15 protein-coding genes, 1 rRNA gene, 1 pseudogene and 1 riboswitch are annotated in these 18643 nt (G+C 66.4%); of the genes and pseudogenes, 8 read left to right on the top strand and 9 right to left on the bottom strand.

Annotation, left to right across the window (positions count from 1 at the left end; all coding sequences use genetic code 11):
* Positions 1-172 precede the first annotated feature (172 nt).
* On the top strand, positions 173-1021 hold the full coding sequence (nadE, locus tag CFB82_RS20305; protein ID WP_089485033.1) for an ammonia-dependent NAD(+) synthetase: 849 nt from the start codon (positions 173-175) through the stop codon (positions 1019-1021).
* A 75-nt stretch (positions 1022-1096) separates the two neighbouring features.
* Here the strand turns inward: nadE and CFB82_RS20300 are convergent, their stop codons facing one another.
* The 3 genes from CFB82_RS20300 to CFB82_RS20290 form a co-directional block, all read right to left on the bottom strand.
* Positions 1097-2773: a S10 family peptidase gene (locus tag CFB82_RS20300; protein WP_089448346.1), complete on the bottom strand. Its 1677-nt coding sequence runs from the start codon at positions 2771-2773 to the stop codon at positions 1097-1099.
* A 75-nt stretch (positions 2774-2848) separates the two neighbouring features.
* The gene (locus tag CFB82_RS20295) at positions 2849-4441 is read right to left on the bottom strand and encodes a S53 family peptidase (RefSeq protein WP_089485032.1); all 1593 of its coding nucleotides are present in this window, start codon (positions 4439-4441) and stop codon (positions 2849-2851) included.
* A 248-nt stretch (positions 4442-4689) separates the two neighbouring features.
* Positions 4690-5316 (bottom strand): LysE family translocator, encoded by a 627-nt coding sequence (locus CFB82_RS20290; protein WP_089485031.1) that lies wholly within the window; start codon positions 5314-5316, stop codon positions 4690-4692.
* 134 nt (positions 5317-5450) lie between these two features.
* Between CFB82_RS20290 and CFB82_RS20285 the strand changes: the two genes are divergently transcribed.
* Positions 5451-5915, top strand: coding sequence for an Lrp/AsnC family transcriptional regulator (locus CFB82_RS20285; protein WP_046549763.1), 465 nt, complete (start codon positions 5451-5453; stop codon positions 5913-5915).
* 126 nt (positions 5916-6041) lie between these two features.
* Here CFB82_RS20285 and CFB82_RS20280 read toward each other — a convergent pair whose 3' ends face one another.
* Complete coding sequence (locus CFB82_RS20280) at positions 6042-6953, bottom strand: LysR family transcriptional regulator (RefSeq protein ID WP_069253045.1); 912 nt, start codon at positions 6951-6953, stop codon at positions 6042-6044.
* 138 nt (positions 6954-7091) lie between these two features.
* Between CFB82_RS20280 and speB the strand changes: the two genes are divergently transcribed.
* From speB to CFB82_RS20265, 3 genes are all read left to right on the top strand, one after another.
* A complete protein-coding gene (speB, locus tag CFB82_RS20275; RefSeq protein WP_011353980.1) occupies positions 7092-8048 on the top strand; it encodes an agmatinase in 957 nt (318 codons plus the stop codon).
* A 55-nt stretch (positions 8049-8103) separates the two neighbouring features.
* Complete coding sequence (locus CFB82_RS20270; protein WP_089485030.1) at positions 8104-9429, top strand: MFS transporter; 1326 nt, start codon at positions 8104-8106, stop codon at positions 9427-9429.
* Between the two features lie 172 nt (positions 9430-9601).
* Positions 9602-11104, top strand: coding sequence for a purine-cytosine permease family protein (locus CFB82_RS20265; protein ID WP_089485029.1), 1503 nt, complete (start codon positions 9602-9604; stop codon positions 11102-11104).
* Positions 11105-11190: 86 nt separating this feature from the next.
* Here the strand turns inward: CFB82_RS20265 and CFB82_RS20260 are convergent.
* The 3 genes and pseudogenes from CFB82_RS20260 to CFB82_RS20250 all read right to left on the bottom strand — a co-directional run.
* Positions 11191-11524: pseudogene (locus tag CFB82_RS20260) on the bottom strand (5-methyltetrahydropteroyltriglutamate--homocysteine S-methyltransferase); the annotation flags it as partial.
* Between the two features lie 92 nt (positions 11525-11616).
* Positions 11617-12339 (bottom strand): CbtA family protein, encoded by a 723-nt coding sequence (locus CFB82_RS20255; protein ID WP_089485028.1) that lies wholly within the window; start codon positions 12337-12339, stop codon positions 11617-11619.
* A gap of 13 nt (positions 12340-12352) precedes the next feature.
* Positions 12353-12562, bottom strand: a complete 210-nt coding sequence (locus tag CFB82_RS20250; RefSeq protein WP_089485027.1) for a CbtB domain-containing protein — start codon at positions 12560-12562, stop codon at positions 12353-12355.
* A gap of 33 nt (positions 12563-12595) precedes the next feature.
* Positions 12596-12733, bottom strand: a riboswitch (cobalamin riboswitch).
* 49 nt (positions 12734-12782) lie between these two features.
* On the opposite strand from CFB82_RS20250, the gene CFB82_RS20245 reads away from it, so the two are divergent.
* From CFB82_RS20245 to CFB82_RS20235, 3 genes are all read left to right on the top strand, one after another.
* A complete protein-coding gene (locus CFB82_RS20245) occupies positions 12783-13370 on the top strand; it encodes a histidine phosphatase family protein (RefSeq protein WP_089485026.1) in 588 nt (195 codons plus the stop codon).
* 185 nt (positions 13371-13555) lie between these two features.
* Complete coding sequence (locus tag CFB82_RS20240) at positions 13556-15148, top strand: inorganic phosphate transporter (protein ID WP_089485025.1); 1593 nt, start codon at positions 13556-13558, stop codon at positions 15146-15148.
* Between the two features lie 302 nt (positions 15149-15450).
* Positions 15451-16194 (top strand): 2OG-Fe(II) oxygenase, encoded by a 744-nt coding sequence (locus tag CFB82_RS20235; protein ID WP_089485024.1) that lies wholly within the window; start codon positions 15451-15453, stop codon positions 16192-16194.
* Positions 16195-16468: 274 nt separating this feature from the next.
* Here CFB82_RS20235 and CFB82_RS20230 read toward each other — a convergent pair whose 3' ends face one another.
* Entirely contained in the window at positions 16469-17893 is a 1425-nt protein-coding gene (locus CFB82_RS20230) for a DHA2 family efflux MFS transporter permease subunit (RefSeq protein WP_089485023.1), read from the bottom strand.
* A 635-nt stretch (positions 17894-18528) separates the two neighbouring features.
* Positions 18529-18641, bottom strand: a 5S ribosomal RNA gene (gene rrf / locus CFB82_RS20225).
* Between the last annotated feature and the right edge of the window lie 2 nt (positions 18642-18643).

Raw genomic sequence — 18643 nt, 5'->3', positions numbered from 1 at the left:
CGCGAACGCCCGTTACGCGGCATCGTTGCACCCGCCCGGCGCACCGTGCACCACGGCGAGGCGGCCCGTCTCGCCGAAGCAACGCGAAATCGCCGAAACGCACGCCCGGCGCGGCACCGCGGCGCGATTGCGCTTATGATGGGCGCCTTGATTTCGTTCCGGAACTCCTTTCATGACATCCGCCGATTACGCCAGCCGCCAACGCGCGATCATTGCCGAACTGAACGTCGCCCCGCACTTCGACGCCGAGGCCGAAATCGCCCGCCGCGTCGAGTTCCTCGCGCAATACCTTCGTTCGACCGGCCTGCGGACCTACGTGCTCGGCATCAGTGGCGGCGTCGATTCGTCGACGGCCGGCCGGCTCGCACAGCTGTCGGTCGAAAAGCTGCGCGCCGGCGGCTACGACGCCCGCTTCATCGCGATGCGCTTGCCGAACGGCGTGCAGAACGACGAAGCCGATGCGCAGCGCGCGCTCGCGTTCGTCCGCGCGGACGAGGAACTGACCGTCAACGTGAAGCCGGCCGCCGACGCGATGCTCGGCGCGCTGGTCGCGTCCGGCCATGCGTTCGAGACGCCGGCCCAGCAGGACTTCGTGCACGGCAACGTCAAGGCGCGCGAGCGCATGATCGCGCAGTACGCGGTGGCCGGCGCGCGGCACGGCATCGTGATCGGCACCGATCACGCGGCCGAGTCGCTGATGGGTTTCTTCACGAAGTTCGGTGACGGCGGCGCGGACATCCTGCCGCTCGCGGGGCTGAACAAGCGTCGCGTGCGCGCGGTGGCCCGTGCGCTCGGCGGCGACGAACTGATCGTGATGAAGGTGCCGACGGCCGACCTCGAGGAGCTGCGCCCGCTGCGCCCCGACGAGCACGCGTATGGCGTCACCTACGACGAGATCGACGATTTCCTCGAAGGCAAGCCGGTCGCCGATCGCGTGTACGAAACGGTGCTGCGCTTCTACGACGCGTCGCGCCACAAGCGCGCGCTGCCGTACACGATGTTCGACTGGCCGTCGGCATAAGCCGGCCGCCCACGCTGAAAAATAACGCCGCGCGCACCGTCACGGCTGCGCGCGGCGTCCCGCCGACGGGCACCGCTACGCGTGCCCGCCCGTCTTCGTCGCCTGCAGCGCACGAATCCGCATCCGCGCACCCGTATCGCTGACCGTTGCGTCGTACATCGCCGCGAGATCGCGCTTGAGCGCGGTGCGCGAGCCGCCGTCGAGATACACCATGTGCCCCGACGGATAGAAACGCGCGGACAGGTTCTGCCGCACCTTCTGATCCTCGAGCGGCATCTGCTGCAGGTCGATCACCGTCTGGTAGAACGGCGTGACGAAATCGTAGAGGCCGTTCGCCGACAGCACCTTCAGGTCGACGTTCAACGCCATCACCGCCGCGAGATCGCCGGCCGTATAGAGGATCACGTTCCCCTGCGCGTCGATGCCCTGCTGCGCGCCGGTCGGGTCGGTGTGGTGGAAATCCCAGTTCTGGAACGCCTGGTCGTTCAGGTCGGTGAACGCGGAACTCGACGTGAACTTCAACTGCTCGTTCAGGTAGCTGTTCCACATCGCCGTATAGACGCCCGTCACCGCCGTCATCGTCGGATCGTTGCCGCCGGAGTTCGGGTCGATCTTGCCGGCGATGCCCGACGAGATCCCGGTCACGCGGCCGTCGTACGAACCGAGCGCCAGCCCCTGCGCCTGCAGCAACGTCGTCAGGAACAGCGAATTGCCGCGCGCGTTGTAACCCGCAATGTCGAGCCCCCACGTCTGCAGCGTCGCCGTGTCGATGCCCGTGTATTGCGACAGCTTCTTCACCGCGGCCGGGTCGGCATGCGGCACGTTGCGCAATGCGGTCAGGTAGTCGGTGCGCGCGAACTGCGCGACTTCCTCGACGAACGCGCCGAGGTCGGCGGGCGCCGGCGTGACGCCGAGTTTCTTGTGATACCACGCATCGGCCGCCGCGGTCGGCAGCGCGCCGACCGGGTTGCCGGCCTGCCGGTAGTCGAGGATCGACGACTGCAGCGTGATGCCGTTCAGGTCGACGCCGTCCTCGTGCAGTTTGTACGCGAGCACGCAGCTGCGCGCGGTGCCGTACGATTCGCCGAACAGGTATTTCGGCGAATTCCAGCGGTTGTTCTTCGTCAGGTAACGCTTGATGAACTGCTTCAGCGAATTCGCATCCTGGTCGACGCCCCAGAAGTCGCGGTTCTTGTTCGGTGCGACGGCTGCCGAATAGCCGGTGCCGACGGGGTTGATGAACACCAGGTCGCTGTGATCGATCATGCTGTCCGGGTTGTCTTCCATCTGGTACGGCGCGGGCGGCGTGAACCCCGGCATCGACGTCTTGATGCGCTTCGGCGCGAACGAGCCCAGCAGCACGAATACCGACGACGAGCCCGGCCCGCCGTTATAGAAGAACGTCACGGGCCGCGTTTCCTCCTTCGCGCCATCGGCCGTGAACGCGACGTAGAAGAGCTTCGCGGCCGGCTGCGAGCTGCTCGGGTCGACCGTCACGAGATGGCCGGCCGTCGCCGTGTACGCGATGCGCTTCCCGTCGATCAGGATCGTGTGATGCGTGATCGCGGCCGCCTCGGTCGTGTCGGTCACCGAGTCGTCAGGGCCGTTGCCGTACGCGACCGGATCGAAGAACGGCTGGTCGCGCCCGTGGCTCAGCGCGACCGGGTTGATGGTCGGCGGCACGCCATGCGAGTTGTGGTCGCCGTGATGCAGCGGATACACGCCGCCGGAAGATGCGGAATCGATGCCCATCGTGCTGCTCCTGGAGGTGAGAAAAAGGCGCGGACAGGAAGCCCGCGCCATACGGAAAGACGTGTCCCGCGGCCGTCAGCTCGACGGCTTGCGCGTCAGGATCGCGGCGAGCTGCGCGCCGTTCGGGCTGCCGAGGCCCGTGCACGCATCCCAGCCCTGCGCGGCCGCGTACGTACCGTTCGATCCTTGCGTGATGTCGCGCAGCGCACCCGGATTCTTGTAGAGCACCGGATTGACCCAGCCGGCAGTCGCACCGGCCGCCACATTGATCCGTGCAATCAGCGCGGCCCACAGCGGCGCGACCGCGCTCGTGCCGCCCATCACCGTGGCCGTGCCCGCGATCGACACTTCGTAGCCCGTCTGCGGCGATGCATCGCCCGCCACATCCGGCACGCCGCGCTTCGCGAGCGGTGTGCTGCTGCCGTCGGCGCGCGTGAGCTTCAGCCCCTGCTGCCACGACGGCAGGTCGAACAGCGTGCTGACGCCGCCCCCGCCCGCGCCGCCGCCGGCCGCCTCGTCGTTCCACGTGACCTCGCTGCGGATGCCCTGCCCGGGCAACGCGTCGAGCTGCGTGCCGCCGCAGCCGAGCACGTACGGGCTCGATGCGGGGAAGTCGACATGATCGGCGCCGTCCTGCAGCCCGTCGCCCGAGCCGCTGTCGCCCGATGCCGCGCACACCGTGATGCCCTGTGCGGCCGCCGCCTGCAGCACGCGGTTGAACGCCTGCGCGGACTGCGCCTGCCAGATCGCTTCCGGGCCGCCCCAGCTGATCGAGATCACCGACGGCTTGTTGGTCGTGTCGCTGACGGCCGCGTTGACGGCCTGGATGAAGCCCGCGTCGCTGTTCGGCGCGAAGTAGACGGCGATCTTCGCGGCCGGCGCGATCGCGCCGGCGATCTCGATGTCGAGCGCGACTTCGCCGTCCGGGCCGCTCGGGTCGCCGGTCGGCGTGTTGCGGCCGGTGCCGACGTTCACGTCGACGAGCGTCGGCGGCGTCGTGATGCCGAGCCCGCGGAAATACTGCTGGATGTCGGCCGCGCGATAGCCGCCGCCGAGCTCGATGATCGCGATGCATTGCCCGGCGCCGTCGCCGGCCGGGAAGCCGTACAGCGATGCCAGCTGGATCGGGGTGAACGTGACGGCCGCCGCGCCGCCGCGCGCGGGCCTGAACGGCGGCCGCAGCCGGAAGTGCGGCCGCGCCTGCGGACGGCTGTCGAGGCCGAGCACGGCCGTGACGGCATCGCCGAGTTCGTCGGGCAGCGCGATCGGGCCGGAGCGGCCGCGATACTGGCCGATCGACTTGTGCTCGAAGCGCTCGAGCTTGACGCTGAACGCGGCTTCGAACTGCTGGATCGTGCCGGACACCACCACGACGCTTTCGACCGGATCGACACGATCGACCGTCAGCTGATGACGATGCGCGAAGTCCTCGGCCTTGCGAATGTCGTCGGGATTGGCGGAAAAGCGTTGCGCGAAGGTTGCGCGCGACACCGGTTTCGCTTGCGCGTCGCCGGTGGCGAGCTGGTGTAGCAGCGTATCGAGTTGCCCTTCTTCCTGCCGCCGCAACATGATCGTGACGTGGATGCGTTCTGCCGGATCGCACGGGCCGAGGCACTTGGACTCGGCGACGATTCGGGGTTCACGGTCGGCGTGAAGATGCCTTGCCATGTTCAGACCCTCCTTGGTACCGCGTTGCACGGAACAACCAGGCAATCGGACAGGGCCGGCGGGAGACGGTTCCGTTCGGTCGGTCGGGTTCGCGCAGCGCGAAGTAACAGGGAGTTTAGAACAGTCAGACGATTTTCGCGCACGCCCTTCCGCGACGGGGCGCACGCGCGGGCCGGCGTTGCGCGCGGCCTGCCTCGGGTGCGGCGACGCGCCGCGCGACCCGCGACGGCGCGACACAGCATCGGTACTCAGTCCATCGACAGGCGCAGCGCGAAGCCGATCAGCGCCGCGGAAAACGTCCAGCGCTGCACCGTCTGCGCGAGCGGATGCGCGCGCATCCACGCGGCGATCCGCGACGCGCCGAACACGCACGCGAGGTCGAAGCACACGCCGGCCGCCACCAGCAGCGCGCCGAGCTCGAACATCTGCAACACGACCGGCCCGGCCTCGGGGCGCACGAACTGCGGCAGCAGCACCGAGCAGAACAGCAGCGCCTTCGGGTTCAGCAGGTTGGTGAGCAGACCCTTCACGAACGACTGGCGCAGCTCGCCCGCCGTCGCCGCCGCATCGCCGTCGCCGAGCGCGAACACGGGCGAACGGAACACCTGGATCGCGACATAGGCGAGATAGAGCGCGCCGCCGTAACGGATCACTTCGTACAGCCACGGCGCGCTGCGGATCAGCGCCGCGACGCCGCAGGCGGACAGCGTCACGTGCGCGGTGCGCGCGAGCGACAGGCCGGCCGCCGCCGCCATCCCCGGCCGCACGCCGCGGCCGATGCTGGTCTGCAGCACCAGCGCCATGTCCGGCCCCGGCACGGCATAGACGGCCGCCAGCGCGGCGAGATAAATCAACAGCAAATGCGTGGAAATCATGGTCTGCCCCTGTCCTCTTACGACGATATGGTGCCGCCAGAGGGCGAGGGATTATTGGCCATCTTTGGTTCAGGATTGGCGATCCATAGGGGAATCCGCCACAATCTCGAAATCCAGAAAAGGATTCCGCCAACATGACCGAACTCGACAAAACCGACCGCGCCATCCTCGCCGCGGTGCAGCGCGACGGCCGCCTGCCGATCGCCCGCCTCGCCGATTCCGTGGGTCTTTCCGAGACCCCTTGCGCGCGGCGCCTGAAGCGCCTCGAAAACGACGGCTACATCGAGCGCTACCGCGCGCAGCTGTCGCGCCAGGCACTCGGCTTCGGTGTCGTCGCATTCGTGCTCGTGCGGTTCGCGACGCACGACCGCAAGACCGCCGACCGCTTCGAGCGGGAGGTGCTCGGCATCGAGCGGATCCTGGCGTGCCACAACGTGGCGGGTACGGCCGACTATCTGCTGCAGGTCGTGGCGCGTGACCTCGACGACTACGGCACGTTCCTGCGCGAATCGCTGCGAATGCTGCCGGGCGTGACGTCGATCGAATCGGCGCTGTCGCTGCGCGAGGTCAAGCACGACGCGGGGCTGCCGGTGCCGTGATGCCGCCGGGCGGTCGGCACACGCAAGCCGAACCCGTCGCCCGGTTCGTCACTTCGACACCGATCGATGTGGGCCGCGTCGGAGCACGTTGCCACAACACTCGTCCACATTGTTGAGGCCGGCAGCCTATGCGATGTCGGGCGGCTGGTGCGCGTGTTCGAGATCCTCGAGAAACGCTTCCACGAGCGGATTGCCGCGCCCGTTGCGCGCGACGACCATGTGAAACGTCACGTCGTAGCGCAGCTGCTCCGGATTGAGCGGCGTGAGCAGCCCCTGCGCGACGTACGGCGCCGCGAAGTGCTGCGGCAGATAGCCGAGGTGGTGCCCGGACAGGATCAGCAGCGCGACGGCCTCCATGTTGTCGGCCGTCGCGGTCACGCGGTCGGGCGTCGTCGACATTTGCGCTTCGGGCAGCGGATACGAGCGCCACGCCCATTCGAAGCCCGCGACGTCGGCCGGCGTCAGCGCGCCGGCACCGTCGAACAGCGGATGGCCGCGCCCGCAGTACGCGACCTGGCGCTCGATGAACAGCGGCGTGTAGTGCAGCGTCGGCACGCGGTGCCAGAAGTAGCCGACCGCGATCTGGATCTCGTCGCTCAGCAGCTTCTCCTCGAGATCGCCCGGCGCGCGCACGGAAATCGAGAAACGCACGGCCTCGTCGCGGGTGCGGAACGCGGCGATCGCCTCGGCGATCCGCGCGTTCTGGCTCACCGGTGTATGGCCGATCAGGCCGATGTGCAGCGTGCCGACCAGTTGGCGGTCCATGTGCCGCGCGGCCATCCCGAATTCGTCGAGCGCCGCGAGCAGCTTGCGGCTCATCGCATGGAAGCGCTCGCCCTTCGGCGTGAGCCGGAAACCGCTGCGGCCGCGCTCGCAGAGCCGGTAGCCGAGCCGCGTCTCGAGCGACGACAGCTGCGCGCTGATCGTCGACTGCCCGACATTCAGCACGGCCTGCGCGGCCGAGACGCCACCCGCGTCCGTGACCGCGAGAAACACGCGGATCAACCGCAGATCGAGGGTCGACAGATTCCCCAGCACGTTCATCCCCTTCCATACATCGATGAAAATCGATGTTTACGTCGATATCTTCGCATTCTTCTTTCCGGGCCGAGCGCGTAAAACTGTGCGTCAAGCCGCGTCGCATGATACGGCAACCCCACATCGGAAGAGACAGCCATGAACGACCACACCCATTTCCAGCCGCTCGGCGGCAATGAAATGCCGCGCTGCGGCGGCATCGCGACGATGATGCGCCTGCCGCACGTGGCGAGCGCCGAAGGCCTCGACGCCTGTTTCGTCGGCGTGCCGTTCGATCTCGGCACCTCCAACCGCACCGGCGCGCGCTTCGGCCCGCGCCAGATCCGTACCGAATCCGTGCTGCTGCGCCCGTACAACATGGCCACGCGCGCGGCACCGTTCGATTCGCTGCAGATCGCCGACATCGGCGACGTCGCGATCAATCCGTACAACCTGCACGATTCCATCGCGCGCATCGAAGCGGCGTACGACGCGATCCTCGAGCACGACTGCAAGCCGATCACGCTCGGCGGCGACCATACGATCGCGCTGCCGATCCTGCGCGCGATCCACCGCAAGCACGGCAAGGTTGCATTGATCCACGTCGATGCCCACGCCGACGTGAACGACACGATGATGGGCGAAAAGATCGCGCACGGCACGCCGTTCCGCCGCGCGGTCGAGGAAGGCCTGCTGCACGGCGACAAGGTCACGCAGATCGGCCTGCGCGGCACGGGTTACGCCGCCGAGGATTTCGACTGGTGCCGCGAGCAGGGCTTCCGCGTCGTCCAGGCCGAGGAGTGCTGGAACAAGTCGCTCGCGCCGCTGATGGAAGAAGTGCGCGCGCGCGTCGGCGACACGCCCGTCTACATCAGCTTCGACATCGACGGCATCGATCCGGCCTACGCGCCGGGCACCGGCACGCCGGAAATCGCGGGCCTCACGGTGCCGCAGGCGCTCGAGATCATCCGCGGCGCGAAGGGGCTGAACATCGTCGGCTGCGATCTCGTCGAAGTCGCGCCGCCGTACGACCCGTTCGGCACCACGGCGCTGCTCGGCGCGAACCTCGCGTACGAGCTGCTGTGCGTGCTGCCGGGCGTCGCGTACCGCGACTGATCCCCGCGCCGCCACCTATTCCAAATCAGAGGATTCCAGAGGAGCACACATAAAGATGGGGACTTCCGTCAAGCAACCCAAGCGGGCGGCGCTCGCGTCGTTCGTCGGCACCACGATCGAGTGGTACGACTTCTATAGCTACGCGACCGCCGCCGCCATCGTGTTCGGGCCGCTGTTCTTTCCCGGCGAAAACCGCTTCATCAGCCTGCTCGCGTCGTTCGGTTCGTTCGCGGTCGGCTTCTTCGCGCGGCCGCTCGGCGGCGTGATGTTCGGCTACCTCGGTGACCGCTTCGGCCGCAAGCGCTCGCTGCTCGCGACGCTGATGCTGATGGCCGTGTCGACGGTCGCGATCGGCCTGCTGCCGACGCATGCGCAAGCCGGCGTGATCGCACCGATCCTGCTCGTGCTGATGCGCGTGCTGCAGGGCATCGCGGTCGGCGGTGAATGGGGCGGCGCGGTGCTGCTCGCCGGCGAGCATGCGCCGGAAGGCAAGCGCACGTTCTTCGCGTCGTTCGCGCAGCTCGGCAGCGCGAGCGGCCTGATCCTGTCGATGCTCGCGTTCGGCGCAATCAGCACGCTGTCGAAGGAAGACATGATGAGCTGGGGCTGGCGCGTGCCGTTCCTGGCAAGTTCCGTACTGCTGATCGTCGGCTTCGTGATCCGCGCGAGCGTGTCCGAGTCGCCCGAGTTCGAGGAAGTCAAGAAGAGCGGCAACATCGCGCAAAAGCCGCTGCGCGAAGCGCTCAAGTACTGGCCGCTGCTGCTGCTCGCGATCGGTGCGAACGTGTACGGCATCGCCGGCGTGTATTTCAGCAACATCTTCATGATCAGCTACGCGACGCAGTTCCTGTCGCTCGACCGGTCGATGGTGCTGCATTGCATGACGATCGTCGCCGTGCTGCAGTTCGTCGTGCAGCTCGCGGCCGCGTTCCTCGCGCAGCGCTTCGGCACCACGCGCGTGCTGCTGATCACCGGCGCATGGGCCGCGGTCGTCCCGTTCGTCATGCTGCCGCTCGTGCACATGGGCACGCCGCTGTCGATCACGGTCGGCGTCGGCCTCGCGACGCTCGCGGAATCCGGCTACTACTCGGTGGTCGCGGGCTTCGTCAGCGGCATCTTCGTCGCGCGCATCCGCTACACGGCGATCTCGATCGCATACCAGGTGTGCGGCGCGCTCGCCGGCGGCCTCACGCCGCTCGTCGCGACCATCATCGCGCAGAACACCGCGCCGCAATGGTGGCCGCTCGCGCTCCAGTACACGAGCGCCGCGATCGTGTCGTCGCTGTGCGTGTGGCTGATCTCGCGCCGCGTGAGCATCGACGATTCGGGCGCGACGAACCGGAAGGAAACGCCGCTGCCGCGCGGCGCACGCACCGCGTAACCTCTCGCAACGGGCAGGCACTTCGCCTGCCCGTTTTTCGTTGTACGCCTCGGCGGTGCGTCGCACCGCCTCCCGGTTCCACGCTATTCATCGCTTGCCACGCAGACGTCGCGGCAGGCTGGCGCACGCGGTCGCACTGCCGAACCGCGCACGACCCAGGAGACAAGTCGTCATGACCCGCCCCGACACGCTCGATCTCGGTCGCACCGAATCGGCCGGCCTTGCGATCGAGCACCACTCGATCGACTACATTCCCGAACACGAGCGCCACGCGAAGCTCGCCAGCCAGGGCCCGTTCTGGTTCCTCGGCAACTTCCATTTCTTCACGATCTCGATCGGCTTCGTCGGGCCCGGCATGGGCCTGTCCGCCGGCTGGACGACGCTCGCAGGCGCGCTCGGGATCATGTTCGGCACGATCTTCATGGCGTTTCACGGCTCGCAGGGGCCCGAGATGGGGCTGCCGCAGATGATCCAGTCGCGCGCGCAGTTCGGCTATCGCGGCGTGATCGTTGCGTTGCTCGCGACGTTGTTCGTGTTCGTGGGCTTCAACGTCGTCAACGTATCGCTGATGGTCGACGGCGTGCACAACGTATTCGGCATCGACGGCGGCTTCGTCGCCGTCGCCGCGGTGACGACGGGCGCGCTGCTCGCCATCTACGGCCACGACCTGATGCATCGGACCTTCACGTGGGCGCTGATCGCGACGCTGCCGCTCTATGCGCTCGTGACACTCGCACTCGCGTTCGGCCATGCGACGCCGGCACCTGCCACCATTGCACCGGTTGCCGCGCCGGGCTTCAACTGGATCGCGTTCGCAACGCAATTCGCGATCGCCGCGAGCTACAACATTTCGTATGCACCGTATGTGTCGGACTATTCGCGTTATCTGCCTAAAAACACGAGCCGTGCGAAGCTGATCGCCGTGATCTTCGCCGGCGCGTCGCTGTCGGGCACCTGGATGATCGGCCTCGGCGCGTGGCTCGCGCAGAAGCTGCATGCGGCCGATGCGCTGGTCGCGATGAACGACGTCGGCACGTCACTCATGCCGGGCCTCGGCAAGCTGATCGCGATCGTCTCGCTGGTCGGCTTCCTGCCGATCATCGCGCTCAACGCGTACAGCGCGATGCTGACCGTACTGACCGCCGTCGATTCGATCGTGCCGATCCGGCCGACGCGCCGCGCGCGCGTTGCATCGATCATCGCGATCAGCACGTTCGTGCTTGCCTGCGTATTCGCGATCCGCGGCAACGGCATCGCGCTGCTGCAGACGTTCCTGACGCTGATGCTCTACTTCCTCGTGCCGTGGACCGCCGTGAATCTCGTCGACTATTTCTTCGTGCGCCGCGGTCACTATGCGATCGCGCATTTCTTCGTGCCGAACGGGCTCTACGGCGCATGGCAACCGCTCGGCATCGTCGCCTACCTCGTCGGCTTCGCGGCGATGGTGCCGTTCTTCTACATCTTCGACGCCGAGGCGAACCACGAGATTTTCGTCGGGCCGTTCGCTCGAATGCTCGGCGGCGTGGATATCGCGTGGCTCGTCGGCCTGGTCGTCGCGGGTGCTGCGTACTGGCTGCTGTCGCGGTCGCTCGACCTCGCACGCGAACGCCGCATCATTGCCGAGACACCATCACCCGAGACGCTCGCGGACTCGCTCGAACACGAGCGCGCATGATCACGTAGCCCGTCACGGAATGAATCACGTCGCCGGCCGCGCCGCCCGACCATCGATCGCGGCGGCCGGCACGCAGCCTTCGCGCGTTATTGCACCGCGTTGCGCAGCGTCTTCGCGGCGGCGACCATGTTCGTCAGCGCCGGAATCACTTCCGCCCACTGGCGCGTCTTCAGGCCGCAGTCCGGGTTCATCCACAGGCGTTCCGCCGGAATCCGCTCGGCCGCCTTCTTCATCAGGCCGACGATGTGCGCCTGCGTCGGGATGTTCGGCGAATGAATGTCGTACACGCCCGGTCCGATTTCGTTCGGATTCCTGCACGCCGTTCGCGGTGATGCGGAACGATTCGACCGCCCACTTCAAGTACTCGCCCCACTGCGCGCGGCGCGGCGGCAGCCCTTCGCGCAGCGCGGCCTCGTCGATCGACTATCTGGCCGCGTTCGTCGCGCTGGCGCGCGAATCGACGTGGAGCGCGCCGCGCATGCTGCGCCAGGCGCGCTCCGGGGTGATGCGCGTCAGGCGGCGCGCATGCCAATGCGTTCGCCGCGCTCGACCCATGCGCCGAACAGCAGGCCGATCGTCGTCCACATGATCACCTGCATGCCGATGGCCGCCACGCGGAACTTCCACAGCAAGGCCGCCGGGAAATCGGCCGGCAACTCGCTGACCGACGGCAGCCCGATCTGCACGGCCGCGATGATCGCGACGAACACGAGCCCGGCGACGATCGACGCGTTCCACTGCCCGAGCTTCGCCAGCAGATGGCGGCGCACGCTGACCGAGAACACCATCGTCGCGACCGAGATCGCGATCATCAGGAAGAACAACCCCGTGCGATAGCCGATCGTGTCGGGGTCGCCGACCGACGGCGGATTGGCCGGGTACTTGATGTTCGGCACGATCACGAGCGAGACGAACGACGCCAGTGCAAGCCACGCAGCCAGCGGCCGTGCCGGGAGACGGCTGCCTCGGCCATACGCATACGCAAAGACCAGCGAGAACAGGCCGCCGAATGCCGCGCCGTAGGTCACGACGCCCGTCAGCAGACCGAGGCCGGCTTGCGTGTGGCGGCTGACCAATTCGGGTTCCGGCGCTTCGCCTCGGGCGGCTTCGGTTTTCTCCTCGAAGGCGATTGCCTGATCGACTTGCGGTTCGCCGACGATTTTCGCGAAACCGAACGTGAGGAGGCCTGCGGCGATGCCTGCGAGCATCCCGCGCATGAGCAGCTTTCCGACCATCGTGAACTCCGCGTCAGTGGCAGGGGAAGCCGAGCAGATGGCGGCCGTCGTGGACGAACTCGTGGACATACATGCCCGGCACGAGCGACGTCGCCCCTTGTTCCGCACCGACGAAATACAGCGCGAGCAACAGGATCAAGCCGACGAACACGGCCCACGGCAACAGTTCGCGGACGGGGATGGGTGCCGGCACGATCGCCGGCTTCAGCACTGCTTCGCTCATGGATGCACCTCAGGGGAATCGCGCCCCGACAAATGTTGGATGGGTACGAAGGCAGGTCTGGCTTCCGGGATCATGGATCACCGGTTACAGTGGCGCGACCGCGCCGGGATTGCACCGGCTTCCGCGTTTCGTATCGGGCGAATTGTACGCGCGAACGTTCGCGTATTGAAGCGGCGACAGGTGATCGAATTCACTCGTCCCGGATCATCCGAAAAACGACATGAACACGCATGCCTCGCTGCGCCTGATCGCACACGCCTCGACCCGGGCAATGCGCACCGGTACGTTTCCCGACGACGACCCGCTCGACGCGCACGGGCTCGCCGACGCCGCGGCGCTGCGCGACCGGTGGGCACGCGTGACCGGCGCGCTCGTGCTGTGCAGCCCGGCCCGCTGCGCGGTGCAGACCGCCGATGCGCTCGGCCTGCATGCCGACATCGATGACGCGCTGCGTGACATCGACTACCGAAACTGGCGCGGCAAGCAGCTGCACGACCTCGCGCGCGACATGCCGGACGCATTGGGCGCGTGGATCGGCGATCCCTGCGCGTCGCCGCACGGCGGCGAATCGTTCGATGCAGCGATGCGCCGCGTCGGCACATGGTTGAACGCGCTGCAACACGGCCGCGACATCGTCGCCATCACGCATGCGCCGATCGTTCGCGCGGCCGTCGCACATGCCATGCGACTGGATCCCGGCGCGGCAACCCGCATCGACGTCGCACCGCTGTCGTGCACGACATTCGCTGCGGCGCCGCACGGATGGACGTTGATCGCCGACGACGATCGGCGCGACACTGCGCCGTAGCAGCCTGCCATGTTGCGTTCGCGATATCGACCACGACACCAGCCGACGTGTCGCGTCGTACCGCAATTGCCTGGCGATGTTCACCTTACGTCGCTGTAAGACACGCCGTCCGTTGTCCCTGCTGTCATCAAACTGACTGCTAGCCGAAGCTAGGATCGGTCGCGGTTCCCTTACGAGATACCGTCATGAATCAGCCTGCTTCGTCTGCCCCGAGCAATTCGGGTTCCGTCGAGCGTACCAAGCAGCTCGGCTATGCCGTCTTCCTGCTGGTGCTCGCGATCGGCGCGATCTATATCGCCACGCACCTGATCGACGATCTGTCGCCGATGCGCGAAGGATCGCTGTTCCCGTACCTGATGCTCGGCGCCGCGCTGCTGATCGCGCTCGGCTTCGAATTCGTCAACGGTTTCCACGACACCGCGAACGCGGTGGCCACCGTGATCTATACGCACTCGCTGACACCGAACGTCGCGGTGATCTGGTCCGGCCTGTGGAACTTCCTCGGCGTGATGATCTCGAGCGGCGCCGTCGCGTTCGGCATCCTGCAACTGCTGCCGGTCGAGCTGATCCTGCAGGTCGGCAGTGGTGCGGGCTTCGCGATGGTGTTCGCGCTGCTGATCGCCGCGATCGTATGGAACCTCGCGACCTGGTATTTCGGGTTGCCGTCGTCGAGCTCGCATACGCTGATCGGGTCGATCATCGGCGTCGGGCTGATGAACCAGCTGATGCACGGGCCGTCCGGCACGAGCGGCGTCGACTGGGGCCAGGCGCTCGGCGTCGGCAAGTCGCTGCTGCTCTCGCCGCTCGTCGGCTTCCTGTGCGCGGCGCTGCTGCTGCTCGTGCTGAAAACCCTCGTGCGGATTCCGGAGCTGTACAAGGAGCCGCCGAAGGACCAGCCGCCGCCGTTCTGGATTCGTTGCCTGCTGATCCTGACCTGCACGGGCGTGTCGTTCGCGCACGGCTCGAACGACGGGCAGAAAGGGATGAGACTCATCATGCTGATCCTGATCGGCACGGTGCCCACCGCCTATGCGCTGAACAAGGCCGTCACGCCGGCCGAGACACAGACCTTCGTGGCGGTCGCGAACCAGGCAGCCGCGACGTTCGGGAAGTACACGAACGGCGTTGCACCATCCTCGAACCCGCGTGCCGACGTCGAGCTTTACGTACAGCATCGCCAACTGACGCCTGCCGTGATCCCCGCCGTGCAGCAGTTGTCCGCGTCGCTCGCGACCGCGGTCGGTGCATCGGGCTCGATGGCGGCCGTGCCGCAACGTGACGTCGACAACGTGCGCAATACGATGTATCTGGTATCCGAAGCCATCCGCCTGATCGAGAAGTCCGGTCAGCCCGCGTTCGCCGCCGACGACAAGCTCGCGATCGACAACTATCGCAAGCAGCTCGACCACGCGACCAAGTTCATTCCGACGTGGGTGAAGGTGGCGGTCGCGATCGCACTGGGCCTCGGCACGATGGTGGGCTGGAAGCGGATCGTCGTGACCGTCGGCGAGAAAATCGGCAAGCAGCATTTGACGTACGGACAGGGCGCGTCGGCCGAACTCGTCGCGATGCTCACGATCGGCGCGGCCGACGTGTACGGATTGCCGGTGTCGACGACGCACGTGTTGTCGTCGGGTGTCGCGGGCACGATGGCGGCGAACGGGTCGGGCTTGCAGTGGGGCACGGTGCGCAGCCTCGTGCTGGCGTGGGTGCTGACGCTGCCGGCGTCGATCGTGCTTGCCGGCGGGCTCTATTGGCTGTTCCGGTCGGTGGCGTAAGCGGTGATGCGGCGGGGCCCGGCAGGAGCCGGCCACCCGCCGTAGAAAATTCGACCCTCGTTTCTCCGCTTCTCCGCCTCTCCAATTCGACTCGTCGAGGCACTCGGTGCGCCCATGCCGTCGCGAGCGCTCACCCTATTCCTTTCCCGAATTGAAGCGCAAGATCTGGAGCGCGCCGGCGCATGGACATCCGTAGACTGGGCTCATCAACATTTGCCGTGGACTCAACCGTGCGGACGACATGCCCGAAGCATTCCGCACGACCGCATGGCGCCACATTGCTGACGAACCGAGGTACGCCCGTGAACATTGCCGACCTGCAACCTGCCGTCGAATCGCTCGACATTGCGCCACGCGTCGACGCGATCGACTGGACGACTGTCGATGCCGATCTCGATCGCTACGGATGCGCGCGCGTCCCCGGCCTGCTCTCGGCAAGCGAGTGCGCGGCGATTGCATCGCTCTATCCGCACGATGCACGCTATCGCTCGCGCGTCGTGATGGCGCGGCACGGGTTCGGTCGCGGCGAATACAAGTATTTCGCGTATCCGCTCCCCGCGGTCATCGCCGAGCTGCGTGCGACGCTCTACCCGCATCTCGCGCCAATCGCGAATCGCTGGAACAAGGCACTCGGGATCGACGTCCGCTATCCGGCAGACCACACGGCCTTCCTCGATCGCTGCCACGCGGCAGGACAGACACGACCGACGCCGCTGATCCTGCAATACGGCGCCGACGACTACAACTGCCTTCATCAGGACCTGTATGGCGAGCACGTGTTTCCGCTCCAGGTCGCGATCCTGCTGTCGGCGCCGGGCCGCGATTTCACCGGCGGCGAATTCGTGCTGACGGAACAGCGGCCACGCATGCAGTCGCGCGCGGAAGTGGTGCCGCTGACACAAGGCGACGCCGTCATCTTCGCCGTGCACGGCAGGCCCGTGCAGGGAACGCGCGGCGTCTATCGCGTCAACCTGCGCCACGGCGTCAGCCGGATTCGGAGCGGCCATCGCCACACGGTCGGCATCATCTTCCATGACGCGCAGTGACGGCTATCGGAACGAACACGACGCTGCCGCGCCATCCGCCACGCCGGTGAATTTTCGCGGGACATACTGCGCATCCGGCGTGCCAATCGCGCGTGATCGATCAGGGTTCTTCGCGAACGGGTATTACCAGGCGGTCAGTTCGGTCAGCCACCATGACAGATGACCTTTTCGCTTCTCGTCAAACCGTCGCTGCGCGCAGGGCCCATGTTTGGAGTGCCCGACAGAGAGCCCAGACGCTCACCTGTCGCCGCACACAGTCGACAGAAAACCCGGCCTAGCCGCGCGCCACATTTGCCCGCAGCCGGTCGCCCGCATCGGAGGCGAGCCGTGCATAGCCCGGCAACGTCAGCAATGCGAGTACGCCCGCTGCGACGAATGCCCAGCGGAAGTCGTCGAGTACGTAGTGCATGCCGACCGCATCGCCCCGCACCCACGCCGCGAGTCGAAGCGACAATGCACCGAACGCGATGCCCATCCCGATCGTCATCTGCTGCGCAGCGCTCCACAGCGTGCTGGCCGCGCTTGTCTGCCGGGCCGGGATATCCGCATAGGCGAGCGTGGCGAGCGTCGTGAACTGCATCGACCGCGTCAGTCCGTAGACGAATACGACGAACAGCGTGATCACCAGCGGCGTCGATGCAGTCAGCCAGCCGCATGCGATCGTGAAGAGGCCGACTATCGTCACGTCGACGAGAGCGACGCGCCGGAAGCCGTAGCGGTCGAGAATCCACGACGTTCCCGCCTTCATCCCGAGATTGCCGAGCGCACTCGCGAGCAGCAGCAGGCCGGATTGGAATGGCGACAGCCCGAAACCGATCTGGAACAGCAGCGGCAGCAGGTACGGTACGGCATTGATGGCCATCCTCGTGATCGACCCGGTGATCACGGTCACCGAGAACGTCGGCACTTTCAATGTCGTGAAATCGAGCAGCGGATGCGCGCAACGTTGTGCATGCCACCAGGCGGCGACGCCGAACAGCACGCTTGCACCCACCAGGACGGCTGCGCGCGTAAAGTGGACGTCCTGCTGGCCGGCCGCTTCGGTGCCGATCAGCAGACAGGTCAGCGCGCCCCCGGCGAGCACGAAGCCGAGCCAGTCGAGCGGCCGTTGCTCGTCGGCCCGCGTGTTCCGGACGATCAGCCAGGTGCAGACCAGTGCGGCAATGCCGAACGGGACGTTCAGCAGGAAGATCCACCGCCATGACGCATAGGTCGTGATGAAGCCGCCGATCGGCGGCCCGACGACAGGTGCGACGATGCCTGGCCACGTGATCGTCGCGATCGCGCGCATCAGCTTCGCTTTCTCGGTGCTGCGAACGACGATCATGCGCCCGACCGGCACCATCATCGCCCCGCCGACGCCTTGCAGCAGGCGCGCGGCGGTGAATGTCACGACACCCTCGGACAACCCGCACAGCACCGACGCACCGGTAAAGACGACGATTGCACTGGCGAATACCGTGCGCGAGCCATAGCGGTCCGCGATCCAGCCGCTGATCGGGATGAACACTGCCAGCGCCAGCATGTAGGCCGTCATCCCGAGGCTCAACGCGTTCGGCCCGACACCGAACGAGCGCGCCATTTGCGGTAGCGCGGTCGCGATCACGGTCGTGTCGAGGTACTCCATGAAGAACGTCGCGGCGACGAGATACGGCAAGAAGTCGGTCGTCCGACCACCTTGGGCTGGGCTGTCAGTCATGAACTGTGCAGGAGACGGAATACGGAGGAACCGATCACCCGCGGTTGCCTGGAAGCGCCGGGAATCGGGACGAATGGCGATATTACCCCGAAGGGCTTGCATCCCGCTCTGCCGCGCATGTCGCCCGAATGGACTTTATGCGCATAGATTTTTATGACGATTTGGCGCTGAGCTCGTTGTGTGCGTCGACGATCGCGAACATATCAATCACTAGCCATTTTCGACAAACGTCGCTCATCGTCAGCCATTACAGTGCCATTCGTGGATAAATCGACGTCTGATGGGGACTAATTGGAGGTCGAGTGATATGTGGTACAGAGAGAGCGTCGGGAGATTTCAGTAGTGCAGCGCTGTAGATCGCTCGAGAACAGTGAGGATCTGCGTCGCCGCATTCGACGCACCGATTCCAGCCAGATTGACGTGCGGCACTGCGAAAGGCCGAGAACATTGGAGGCCTGGTCGGCGCATTCGACACCTTGGTTTCCGCCAGGTTGACGTGCAGCGCAGCGAAACGTGCCTGGAGGGAGGAGTAACGCGGAGCTGTATCCAGCCTGCTGTCCACCCCGGTCCCTTTTCATTCCGCCGCGCAAATGCAAAAACCCCCGCCTTTCGGGCGGGGGTTTCTGGCTTAGGGAGCCTGACGATTACCTACTTTCACACGGGAATCCGCACTATCATCGGCGTAGAGTCGTTTCACGGTCCTGTTCGGGATGGGAAGGGGTGGGACCGACTCGCTATGGTCATCAGGCA

It is taken from the genome of Burkholderia sp. HI2714, assembly GCF_002223085.1.
Taxonomy (GTDB): Bacteria; Pseudomonadota; Gammaproteobacteria; order Burkholderiales; family Burkholderiaceae; genus Burkholderia; species Burkholderia lata_D.
This window is presented reverse-complemented; position numbering and strand designations above follow the sequence as displayed.

Coding starts and splice junctions, on each gene's coding strand:
- CFB82_RS20250 (WP_089485027.1), bottom strand. CDS start 12,562: ATGAGCGAAGCAGTGCTGAAGCCGGCGATCGTGCCGGCACCCATCCCC.
- CFB82_RS20255 (WP_089485028.1), bottom strand. CDS start 12,339: ATGGTCGGAAAGCTGCTCATGCGCGGGATGCTCGCAGGCATCGCCGCA.
- CFB82_RS20300 (WP_089448346.1), bottom strand. CDS start 2,773: ATGGGCATCGATTCCGCATCTTCCGGCGGCGTGTATCCGCTGCATCAC.
- CFB82_RS20270 (WP_089485030.1), top strand. CDS start 8,104: ATGGGGACTTCCGTCAAGCAACCCAAGCGGGCGGCGCTCGCGTCGTTC.
- CFB82_RS20230 (WP_089485023.1), bottom strand. CDS start 17,893: ATGACTGACAGCCCAGCCCAAGGTGGTCGGACGACCGACTTCTTGCCG.
- CFB82_RS20245 (WP_089485026.1), top strand. CDS start 12,783: ATGAACACGCATGCCTCGCTGCGCCTGATCGCACACGCCTCGACCCGG.
- CFB82_RS20240 (WP_089485025.1), top strand. CDS start 13,556: ATGAATCAGCCTGCTTCGTCTGCCCCGAGCAATTCGGGTTCCGTCGAG.
- CFB82_RS20265 (WP_089485029.1), top strand. CDS start 9,602: ATGACCCGCCCCGACACGCTCGATCTCGGTCGCACCGAATCGGCCGGC.
- CFB82_RS20295 (WP_089485032.1), bottom strand. CDS start 4,441: ATGGCAAGGCATCTTCACGCCGACCGTGAACCCCGAATCGTCGCCGAG.
- nadE (WP_089485033.1), top strand. CDS start 173: ATGACATCCGCCGATTACGCCAGCCGCCAACGCGCGATCATTGCCGAA.
- CFB82_RS20290 (WP_089485031.1), bottom strand. CDS start 5,316: ATGATTTCCACGCATTTGCTGTTGATTTATCTCGCCGCGCTGGCGGCC.
- CFB82_RS20285 (WP_046549763.1), top strand. CDS start 5,451: ATGACCGAACTCGACAAAACCGACCGCGCCATCCTCGCCGCGGTGCAG.
- speB (WP_011353980.1), top strand. CDS start 7,092: ATGAACGACCACACCCATTTCCAGCCGCTCGGCGGCAATGAAATGCCG.